This window comes from Streptomyces spongiae (assembly GCF_009377185.1).
Taxonomy (GTDB): Bacteria; Actinomycetota; Actinomycetes; order Streptomycetales; family Streptomycetaceae; genus Streptomyces; species Streptomyces spongiae.
In genome coordinates this window covers 1-10,139 of record NZ_VJZC01000364.1, presented here as the reverse complement: position 1 = coordinate 10,139, position 10,139 = coordinate 1, and the positions used below count along the sequence as shown (strand labels likewise).

Annotated in this window: 10 protein-coding genes; 4 read left to right on the top strand and 6 right to left on the bottom strand. The window is 71.6% G+C overall.

The window, feature by feature from the left end; all coding sequences use genetic code 11:
• Positions 1-22: 22 nt before the first annotated feature.
• The 3 genes from FNH08_RS34310 to FNH08_RS34300 all read right to left on the bottom strand — a co-directional run bounded on the left by FNH08_RS34310 (position 23) and on the right by FNH08_RS34300 (position 4,225).
• Positions 23-2,410, bottom strand: a complete 2,388-nt coding sequence (locus FNH08_RS34310) for a beta-galactosidase (protein ID WP_152775430.1) — start codon at positions 2,408-2,410, stop codon at positions 23-25.
• A gap of 64 nt (positions 2,411-2,474) precedes the next feature.
• Positions 2,475-3,683: an MFS transporter gene (locus FNH08_RS34305; protein WP_322725965.1), complete on the bottom strand. Its 1,209-nt coding sequence runs from the start codon at positions 3,681-3,683 to the stop codon at positions 2,475-2,477.
• 119 nt (positions 3,684-3,802) lie between these two features.
• Positions 3,803-4,225: a nuclear transport factor 2 family protein gene (locus tag FNH08_RS34300; RefSeq protein ID WP_152775428.1), complete on the bottom strand. Its 423-nt coding sequence runs from the start codon at positions 4,223-4,225 to the stop codon at positions 3,803-3,805.
• Positions 4,226-4,403: 178 nt separating this feature from the next.
• Between FNH08_RS34300 and FNH08_RS34295 the strand changes: the two genes are divergently transcribed.
• Positions 4,404-4,838: a nitroreductase family deazaflavin-dependent oxidoreductase gene (locus FNH08_RS34295; RefSeq protein WP_152775427.1), complete on the top strand. Its 435-nt coding sequence runs from the start codon at positions 4,404-4,406 to the stop codon at positions 4,836-4,838.
• Between the two features lie 108 nt (positions 4,839-4,946).
• Here the strand turns inward: FNH08_RS34295 and FNH08_RS34290 are convergent, their stop codons facing one another.
• Entirely contained in the window at positions 4,947-5,882 is a 936-nt protein-coding gene (locus FNH08_RS34290; RefSeq protein ID WP_322725964.1) for a cation diffusion facilitator family transporter, read from the bottom strand.
• Between the two features lie 340 nt (positions 5,883-6,222).
• Between FNH08_RS34290 and FNH08_RS34285 the strand changes: the two genes are divergently transcribed.
• The gene (locus tag FNH08_RS34285; protein ID WP_152775426.1) at positions 6,223-7,239 is read left to right on the top strand and encodes a glutathione S-transferase family protein; all 1,017 of its coding nucleotides are present in this window, start codon (positions 6,223-6,225) and stop codon (positions 7,237-7,239) included.
• A 24-nt stretch (positions 7,240-7,263) separates the two neighbouring features.
• The gene (locus FNH08_RS34280; RefSeq protein WP_322725963.1) at positions 7,264-7,566 is read left to right on the top strand and encodes a DUF4235 domain-containing protein; all 303 of its coding nucleotides are present in this window, start codon (positions 7,264-7,266) and stop codon (positions 7,564-7,566) included.
• 173 nt (positions 7,567-7,739) lie between these two features.
• Here the strand turns inward: FNH08_RS34280 and FNH08_RS34275 are convergent, their stop codons facing one another.
• Both FNH08_RS34275 and FNH08_RS34270 read right to left on the bottom strand, forming a co-directional pair.
• Positions 7,740-8,132 carry a VOC family protein gene (locus FNH08_RS34275; RefSeq protein WP_152775425.1) on the bottom strand — a complete coding sequence of 131 codons (393 nt, stop codon included), beginning with the start codon at positions 8,130-8,132 and terminating at the stop codon, positions 7,740-7,742.
• A 78-nt stretch (positions 8,133-8,210) separates the two neighbouring features.
• Positions 8,211-8,672 carry a pyridoxamine 5'-phosphate oxidase family protein gene (locus FNH08_RS34270; RefSeq protein WP_152775424.1) on the bottom strand — a complete coding sequence of 154 codons (462 nt, stop codon included), beginning with the start codon at positions 8,670-8,672 and terminating at the stop codon, positions 8,211-8,213.
• 163 nt (positions 8,673-8,835) lie between these two features.
• Between FNH08_RS34270 and FNH08_RS34265 the strand changes: the two genes are divergently transcribed.
• Positions 8,836-9,867 (top strand): 7-epi-alpha-eudesmol synthase, encoded by a 1,032-nt coding sequence (locus FNH08_RS34265; protein WP_152775423.1) that lies wholly within the window; start codon positions 8,836-8,838, stop codon positions 9,865-9,867.
• Positions 9,868-10,139 lie beyond the last annotated feature (272 nt).

Below are 10,139 nucleotides of genomic sequence, written 5' to 3'. Positions count from 1 at the left end.
GGGCAGGGTGGCGCCCAGGCGCTCAGCCCGCCCTCACCGACCAGGACCGTACGGTGATCCACTCCACCCGCTCGACTCCCGCCACTCCCCCGTCACCCGCGCCCTCGGGCACGTACACGCGGGCGTCGGCATGCCGGGGCAGCACCTTCAGCCGCAGGCCCTCGGACCGCGGGGCCCCACCCGGCAGCCGGTCGAGGCCGATGTCCCAGACGCGCCCGGAGTGGAACTGGTCGGCGACCAGGGTGTCCCCCACGTACGCGCGCGCCACGTCGCCCGTCCAGTGGACGCGGAGCAGGGTGCCCGCCGGAAGGCCGTCCGGTACGTCGACGCGGTACTCGGCCGCCGTGGTCTCGAAGTGCTTGTCGGCGGGCGCGCTCGCCCGGCCCAGCACTCCTGTCACGGGCTCGGGTGCCGGTCCGGCGGGGCGGAGCCGTGTGACCTGTGGACCGGTGACGTCGAACGCGCCGTCGGCGAGCACGGTGTAGCGGGTGAACACCCCGTCGTCCGCCGCCCGTACGTCCGCCCCGGTCACGACCGGTGTGCGGCCCGGCGCGGGCAGCACGGCGAACGACGGTTCCGTGGACGGACCGTGCAGCCGTACCTCGTCGGCCACCTCGTCGAAGACGACCCCGTCACCGCACAGCACGAGCCGCTCGGCGCCCCACGCCACGCCCCGGTAGAGGGTGCGTGCCGTGGCCGCGTCCAGCACCAGCAGGCCGACGCGTCCGCCGTCCGCGGTGTCCACCTCGACCAGGGCGTCGGTGCCGGGCCGCAGGCCGGTGATCAGGGTGCGGTCGCCGGTCTGTGTGATGTCGCCGGAGGGGGTGCTGACGGATGCCACCGTGCGGGCGTCCAGGGCGAGTTCGGGGACGATGCCGTCCGTGGCGGCCAGGACCAGCACGGTACGGCCGTCGTCGTCGACCGTGCACACGGGCTGCGCGGTGGCCCAGTCGAGCCGCAGGCCGGCGATGTCGAGGCGCAGCGGCCAGCAGAAGTAGGAGCCCGCGGGGACGGTGACGGGTGCGCTGGGCAGGGTCAACGGAGCGACGGCATCCGGGAGTTCGATGGTGAACGTCGTGTCCGGGTGGTCCGGCAGCGGTTCGTGCGGCTGGTGGTTGGTGACGAACAGGAATCCCGAGGTGCCGTCGGCGCGCACGGCCCAGCGCAGGGTGTCCCGGTCGTGCTGGCCCGTCGGCGGGCGCTCGGGGAAGACGGACCGCATGGGCGCGACGCGGTGGCCGAAGTCGGCCAGCAGCAGGTGCTGGAGGCGCAGTTCGTGGTACGAGGGCCGGTACTGGCCGTACTCGCCGAGCGGGGCCTGGAAGTCGTACGTGAGGACGGGCAGGTCGTTGGGGTAGCCGGTGGCGTGGGACTCCTGGAGGGTCGTCAGTTCCCCGGCCGGGTTCGTACCGCCGTGGAACATGTAGTAGCCCTGCCACACCGATCCGCAGCCGATCTTGGTGAGGCCGAGCGCGCCGATGTCGGCGGCGTCGACGCGCGGGCGGCGATGGTACGCGACGGCCATGCCGCCGCCCAACTCGCAGGTGGCCCAGGGGAATCGGTCCGCCAGAGCCGCCGGGTCGGCGCCGCGCACCGTGGTCGGGCGCAGGTCGGCGCCGATGCCCTCGTCGTCACGGTGGTGGGTGAAGAAGAAGTGCTTGCGGCAGGTGTCGGGCCAGCCGCCGTCGGCCTCGGTCCAGAACGTCTCCGGGTAGCCGCCGTAGAGCGGAAGCAGCTCGTCGGGCGGGAGTTGGACCCCGCCCCAGGCGGTCGATGTCCACAGGGGTGCGCTCAGGCCGAGCTCCTGGGCCATGCGCTTCAGGGTGAGCAGGTGGCCGGGCTGGTCGTAGAGCTCGTTCTCGATCTGGATCGCCACGATCGGGCCGCCGTGGGCGCGGTCGAGGCCGCGCAGTTGCTCCGCGACGGCCGCGTACCAGTGGCGTACGGGCTCCAGGTAGGCGGGGTCGTCCGTGCGCGGGACGCAGGCCCGGGCGAGGAGCCAGTCGGGCAGGCCGCCGTTGCGTACCTCCGCGTGACTCCAGGGTCCGATGCGGGGGATGAAGTCCAGTCCGTGGCGGGCGCACAGTTCGGCGAAGCGGCGCAGGTCCAGGTGGCCGTCGAAGCGGACACGGCCCTCCACCTCCTCGTGGTGGATCCAGATGACGTAGGCGGCGACAGCGGTCACCCCGCCCGCCTTCATCTTCAGCAGTTCCTCCTCCCACTCCCCCGCGGGACAGCGGGAGTAGTGGAACTCACCGGAGACCGGGAACCAGGGGCGGCCCCCGCGGGTGAGCAAGCGGCTGGTCACCTCGATCGGGTCGGGCGCTCCGGGCGCGTCGGCGAAGGGGAGGTGCCCGATGAGCGGGGGTGTGCAGGACGCCGGGACGCGAAGGTGGTGCCGGGGTGTCATCGAGGCTTCTCCTGACCGAGGTCGGGGTGCGAGGCGGGCGGGTGAACGGGCTCGGCGGCTTGCCTCAGCGGGGTGCCGGAGTGGTGCGCGTGGCCCGGATCAGCCAGAGCGTGGCGGCCAGGCACAGCGCGGAGACGCCGCACAGCAGGAGCGGCACCGCACGGATCCCGGACCATTCGATGGCCTTGCCGAGCGCCGGGCCCGCCACGACGCCGCCGACCATGGACGCGGCGATGACCACCGCGCCCGCCCTGCGGGCCCGCGGGGCCGCCCTGCCCAGCCACGGCAGTCCGGTGGGGAAGATGGGCGCGATGAACAGGCCGACGCCCGCGTACGCGTAGGGGGCGAGCCCGGGAACCGCGGCCAGCAGCAGGCAGACCGTCATGCCCGCGCAGGAGACGGTGATGATGGCCTGGGGCGAGTACCGCAGGGCGAGCGGAGCGACCAGGAAGCGGCCGACCGTCATCATCAGCCAGTAGACGGAGGTGGCCGTCGCGGCGACGCCGGCGCCGTACCCGACGGTCTCCAGATGGGTCGGCTCCCAGCCGCCGACGCCCGCCTCGATGCCGACGTGCAGCACGTAGAGCGCGACGAACACGGCGAGCACCGACCCGAGGCTGCGGCCGAGGACCTGCCCGCCGGTCTCCCCGGACGCGGCGTCCGCGGGCTGCGGGGCCCGGTCGCGCACGCCCCGCAGGCACAGCAGCAGCGGCAGGTTGGCGGCGGCGAAGGCGAGGAAGACCGCCGGGTAGTGCTCCGCGCCCACGGCTGCGATCAGCGCGGGGCCGAGGATGGCGCCCACGCCGAAGTGCGCGTTGAGGATGTTGAGCATCGCCGTCGACCGGTGGCCGAAGCCGACGGCGAACAACTGGTTGAGACCGTAGTCGATGCCGCCGAAGCCCAGCCCGGCCAGCAGGGCGGCTGCCAGGCCCAGGGGCCAGTTCGGCGCCAGCGCGAAGCCCGCCGCGCCTGCGGCCATCAGGACGTAACTGACGCCGAGGATGCGCCGGTTCCCGACGCGCCCGAAGATGCGGTCGAAGAGCAGGACCCCGGCGACACCGCCGACGAAGTGGGCACTCAGCCCCAGCCCGGCGGCCGACGGGGAGAGCGCGTACTCCTCGCGGAAGGCCGGGATCGCGGGACCGTACAGGGCCTGGAGCGCGCCGATGAGCACGAAGCCCACACAGGACGCGACCACGGCGGACGGGCTGAAGAGCACGGCGCCCGGGGCCGCGGGGGCGCCGGACGCCGATCGTGCTGCTTCCGTGGTCACAGGGCGACACGCTCCTTGACTGGATGGGGTGGGCCATGGCCGCGGAACGGCGACGAGGATCGATGTTACCGGTAACATTCATACCGTCAAGATCCCCGGAACATTCCTCCAGCCCTCTGTCACACAGTGGGCGTGAAGGCCCGCGCCACCGCGAGGCTGTCCTCGTACACGTGATGCCGGACGACCAGCCCGTCCTCGACGGTCACGTGCAGGGCGAACCCGGCGCTGTAGGGGCGTCCGGTCGCCTTGGCCGTCTGGCGGATCACGCCGAGGACGACCGCGTCGGCGCCGTCGACGAGGATCCGCTCGATCTCGGTGCCCGCCTCGCCGGGCACATGGTGGTCGGCGAGTTCGCGGTAGTGGGCGGCTGCGTCGGCCCGCGTTGACCGATGGCGTATCCACGGGGTCGCCGCGCGGCCGTGCTCGCTCTCGGGCCAGCTCAGCCGCCAGTCGCCCCGCTCGGCGTACAGCTCGGCGATCCGCTCGGGGTCGCCCTCCCCGATCCGGCGCAGCAACTCCTCGACCACGGCACGGGTGGACATGGGACGGCCTCCTCGTTGTTCTGGTCCTCCAGGGCGCTCACCACCCTGCCGGAGTCGTTCACGCACGGCGATTACCCGTGAGGTAGGGCTCGGCGCGCGGGGGCCCCGGAGTGGATGAATCCGGGAGCGGCCTGTGTTATCCCGGGGAGAACCACATAGCGACGATGGGACGGAAGTCATGCCACTTGAGGGCGAGTACGTGCCCAGCCCGACGGACTGGGTACGTGAGCAGGTCGAGTTGTACGAGAGCTCCGGTGGGACCGAGGGAACGACATTGATGGACACGGGCCTCCCCGTCGTCATCCTCACCACCCGCGGCGCGAAGAGCGGCAAGATCCGCAAGACCCCGGTGATGCGTGTGGAGCACGAGGGCCGGTACGCCGTCGTGGCCTCCCTGGGCGGCGCGCCCAAGCACCCTGTCTGGTACCACAACTTGGTCTCCGATCCCCGCGTGGAGATCCAGGACGGGCCCGTACGCCAGGACATGGCGGCCCGCGAGGTCACCGGGGACGAGAAGGACGAGTGGTGGGAGCGCGCGGTCGCGGCGTATCCGCCGTACGCGGACTACCAGAAGAAGACCGATCGGGTGATCCCCGTCTTCGTGCTGGAGTAGGTGGCCGGCGGCTGACGGAGGGAGCCCGGCGGAAGAGCCCGGAAAATCGAGCTCGGAAAAATCTTCGGTTCGGGACGCATGAACCGTCGACCGCCGGGCACCCGTGCGTCAGGCCCCGCCGCGCTCCCCCGTCGCGGCGGGGCTTTCCGCTGCCTCCGTGGCGGTGTGCCGGCGGCTTGACGCCTCCGTCACGTCGAGGAAGATCTGCTCGGCCTCGGGGACCGTGTCGGTGATGGAACGCTTGATGCGTACGGAGACCTCCTCGACCTCCTCGCTGTCGAGGCCGGGGGCAAGGTCGACGCGGGCGGCCACGAGGGTGGATTCGAGGCCGAGTTCCATCGTCTGCAGGGCCTCCACGCTGTCGATCTCGGGCTGCGCCTCCAGCAGGGCGCGGACCCGCCGGCTGAGTTCCGGGTCGGCGGCCCGGCCGATGAGCTGGTCCCGGGCGTCCCGGCCCAGCCAGAAGGCGACGTACACCAGGAGCGCGCCGATGGCCAGCGAGGCGGACGCCTCCCAGACGACCTGGCCCGTGACCATGTGCAGGGCCATCCCCACCATCGCGAGGGTCACGCCCAGCACGGCGGTACCGTCCTCGGCGACGACCGTCCGCAGGGCCGGGTCCCGCAGACCGGAGGCGCCACCGCCCTGCCGGCGCACCTGGTGGAGGGCGCGCAGCAGGGAGGCGCCCTCGGACAGCAGGGAGACGCCGAGCACGATCAGGCCCGCCATGTAGCCGTCGTACGACTCCTCGGCGCCGCTCCTGAGGGCCTCTACGCCCTGGAAGAAGGAGAAGCAGCCACCCATGACGAAGATGCCGACGGCCGCGAGCAGTGACCAGAAGAAGCGCTCCTTGCCGTAGCCGAAGGGGTGGCGGCTGTCCGCGGGCCGGCGGCTGCGGCGCAGGGCGGCGAGCAGGAACACCTCGTTCATGCTGTCCGCGACCGAGTGCGCCGCCTCGGACAGCAGCGCGGGCGACCCGGCGAGCACCCCGCCCACGGCCTTCGCCACGGCGATCACGAGATTCGCGCCCAGCGCGACCAGCACGGTGACCCGTGTCCTGCGGTCCGCCCGCGCCTTCTGCTCGGCACGGGCCTTCCGCTCGGAGCGCGGAGAGGGCTGCGGTGCTGCGTTCGCCGTGTGCTTCAGGTGCTCTCCGTGGTCCGGACGCCTCGTTGCCTCCGGTCCCGGCAGGTCGCCCCGGGAGGGTACCCGCGCTGGGTACGCCTCGCGGTTCCTTGGCGACTCACCGTCGCGGCCTCGGTCTTCATGGTCCTCCGTCCTGTTCACTCCGGCCGGTTGCCCCTGTCGGCGGTGTTCACACCGAGGTACTGACCACGCTCGCCAGGGGTACTCGTGTGCGGACACACCGGGAAGGAAGGGGCTCATGACAGTCGGCGAGGGGAACAGCGCGTACGGACGGAAGGAGTTCAGGCGGTCGAAGAGCCATTTCACGGACCGCGTCACGGCCGACGGCCGGGACGGCTGGCCGGTGGAGCCCGGCCGCTATCGGCTGGTCGTCAGCCAGGCGTGTCCCTGGGCGAGCCGTGCCGTGATCTCACGGCGCCTGCTGGGTCTCGACCACGCGCTGTCACTGGCGGTCGCGGACCCGATCCAGGACGACCGCAGCTGGCGGTTCTCCCTGGACCCCGACGGCCGTGATCCCGTACTCGGCATCCGCTACCTCAAGGAGGCGTACGACGCCCGCGAGACCGGCTACCCGGGCGGGGTCAGCGTGCCCGCGCTCGTCGACGTGCGGAGTGGTCGCCTTGTCACCAACGACTACCAGCGGATCACCCTGGACCTGGCCACCGAGTGGACGGATCTGCACCGCGACGGCGCGCCCGACCTGTACCCGGCCGCGCTGCGCGACGAGATCGACGAGGTGATGGCGGACGTCTACCAGGACGTCAACAACGGCGTGTACAAGGCGGGTTTCGCCACGCACCAGACGGCGTACGAGGAGGCATGCACGGCGGTGTTCCGGCGGCTGGCGCTGCTCTCCGAGCGTCTCGCCGGGCGGCGTTACCTGGTCGGCGACACGATCACGGAGGCGGACATCCGCCTGTTCACCACGCTCGTCCGCTTCGACGCCGTCTACCACGGCCACTTCAAGTGCAACCGCTGGAAGCTGGTGGAGGACCCGGTGCTGTGGGCGTACGCCCGCGACCTCTTCCAGACGCCCGGCTTCGGCGACACGGTCGACTTCGACCACATCAAACGGCACTACTACGAGGTGCACACGGGCATCAACCCGACCGGCATCGTGCCGCTGGGCCCCGACCTCTCGGGCTGGCTCTCACCGCACGGCCGTCAGGAGCTCGGCGGCCGCCCGTTCGGCGACGGCACTCCGCCCGGTCCGGTGCGCGAGTCGGAGGTGGTCCCGCCCGAGGGACGCCCCTGAGAAGCGAAGAGAGGAGAGATCCAGGTGGCCAAGAACAAGAAGAAGAAGATCCCCGTCGCCTACCAGCCCGTCGGGTTCCTGCTCGGCTGGCTGAGCGGCGCCCTGGCCGGGAAGGCGTTCCACACGACGTGGAAGGCCCTCCGCGACGAGGACGACGCACCCGACGCGCTGGACAAGGACCGCGGGTGGGGCGAGATTCTGCTGGCCGCGGCCGTCCAGGGCGCCATCTTCGCGGTGGTCCGCAGCGCGGTGGACCGGGCGGGCGCCACCGTTATCGAGCGCCGGACGGGGGTGTGGCCGTCGTCCGACAAGAACGGGCGGGACTGAGGCCCCTGACGGCTCTCGTCTGCCGGGCTGGCGTTCGTGGCCGGCTACAGGTCCGTTGTGGCCGGTCGCGCAGTTCCCCGCGCCCCTTAAAAGCATGGGCGCGCCCCCCGTCCCAGCGCTCCGCCATCATCACGGAGCGCCGCATCGACGCACCCTCAAGCGGCCCAGGGCCCTCAGCCCTGTTTCGGGGCAGTGGGGCGTACACGGCGCAGAGTGAAGGAGTGGCCGGCCGGGTCGGCGTAACCGCGCTCTTCGAACGGCCCGGACGGCTCCTTCGTGTCCACGGGGCGCCCGCCGAGGCCGACGACCTTGCGTTCGGCCTCGTCGAGGTCCTCGACGAGGAAGTCCAGGTGGGCCTGGAGGGAGTTCTCTGGGCGCGGCCAGCTCGGCGGGGTGGCGTTCACGTCACGGCGGAACGCCATCCGGGTGCCACTGGCGCCGCAGATCTCGACCCGGTTGGCGGTCGCGTCCGTCTCCTCGGCGTCGAGCAGCTCCTTGTAGAAGGCGGCGAGCTTCTCCGGCTCGGCGCAGTCCAGCACCACGACGCCTGTCCGTACCAGTGCCATCGTTCCTCCGTCGGTGTCCCGGGCGCGGGCGGCGGTCCGTCGGCGCCTGTGCGCTGCCGGGTACCCCGTACCGGAGAATCAGTCGGCCACCAGCCACGCACCGTCACGCATCAGGTCTCGTCCGGCGATCTCGTTCGCCTCGCGCCAGGCCTGAACGCGCCGGGGTGTGACGCGGAAGTAGAGGTACGGTGTGGCCAGTTGGCGCGGGTCGAAGCCGGTCTTCGTGGCGAAACGGTCGCCGAGGCCCTCCGGCAGGTCCGCGGGCGCGATCGCCTCGGCCGTGCCGTCGACCATCACCACGTCACGAGTGGGCCCGATGCCGAGCCGGGTCCTGCCGCCCGTTCGCAGATTGCGGCCGGTCGGGCTGTCGGCGGGTGTGGCCAGGAGGAACGTGTCGTCCTCCCACAGGAAGGACAGCGGCACCATGTACGGGGTCCCCTGCTCCGCGTCGGCGGTCGCGACCCAGACGTCCTCGTCGTGTTCCAGTCGGTGCAGGGTCTCCTGAATGCGCTGCTTCCGGGTGCGTGCCGGCTCGTTCATGACCGTGGGGCCTCCTGAGTCATCGCTTCCGTCGCCTCACCTGTATCACCCGTAATCCACGTCACACCATAGATCGTTTGTCGGGTGGGCAGTCTCGTAGCGCATTTTGAGCCTTCAACTTCCGGCTCAAAATGCGTGGTTGGAGTCTGCGAGAGGATGCGGCATGCCGCAGGACGTCCGGTTCGATCTCCCCTTCGACACCCCCGTCAGTCAGCATCTGGAACACGCCCGTGGCCGCCATCTGCGCTGGGTGTGGGACATGCGCCTGGTACGCAGCCAGGCGGCGTTCGAGGAGTACCGGTCCTGGGACCTGCCGCAGGCGGCGGCCCGGACCTACCCGTACGCATCGGCCGAGGACATGGTCGTCCTCATGAACTGGTTCTCCCTGGCCTTCCTGTTCGACGACCAGTTCGACACCGCACAGCCCGACCGGGCGGACCGGATAGCGGAGGTGGCGCGGGAGCTCATCGCGACTCCGCTGCGTCCGGCGGACACGGCACCGAGGGTGGTCTGCCCGATCACGCTGGCCTGGGCGCAGGTCTGGGCACACCTCTCGGCGGGCATGTCGCTGACCTGGCGTACCCGGTTCGCGGCCTCCTGGGGGCGGTTCCTCGTGGCGCACACCGAGGAGGTCGATCTGGCGGCCCGGGGGCTGGCCGGGACGCTGAGCCTCGCGGAGTACGCCGAGTTCCGGCGGCGCACGGTGGGCATCCACCACAGCATCGACGCCGGTGAGCGCAGCCGCGGCTTCGAGGTACCGGCGCAGGTGCAGGCGCACCCCCTGATGGCGCGCCTGCGTGATCTGGCCGCCGACACCATAGGGTTCATGAACGACATTCACTCCTTCGAGCGCGAGAAGCGCCGGGGTGACGGCCACAACCTCATCGCCGTCCTGTACCGCGAGCGGGGCTGCTCCTGGGAGGAGGCCGCCGACGAGGCGTACCGGATGACCACGAAATGCCTCGACGAGTACCTCGCGTCGGAGGCCCGGGTACCGGAGATGTGCACCGAGTTGGGACTCACCGACGAACAGCGCGAGCAGGTGCGCATGGGCGTGGAGGCCATCCAGCACTGGATCAACGGCAACTACGAGTGGGCGCTGACCTCGGGCCGGTACGCGGCGGCGAAGGAAGGGCCCGCGGCGTCGGCCGAGTTGGCGGGGAAGGGGTCCTTGGACGACCTGCTCGCCGTGTGAGGAGCCCGTGCGGGGAGCCCTGCGGCCCGACGGGTTTACGAACAGCCCGGCCGCCCCTGTTCGTTCGGCTGGGCGGAGCCCCGAGAACCTGTCCGGCGGATCAGGGCCGGACAGGCCGCAGTGTGCGGTGCGGAACGTCGCGAGGCGCCGAAACGCCCTGGCAGCGGGGCTGTTCGGGCGTTTCGGCAAACGGCGAGGTGCCGTGCGGCACGCCGCGGCGCGGTGCCGGTGCCGGCGTCGCGGTCCCGCTGCGCCCCGCAACCGCCCCGTCC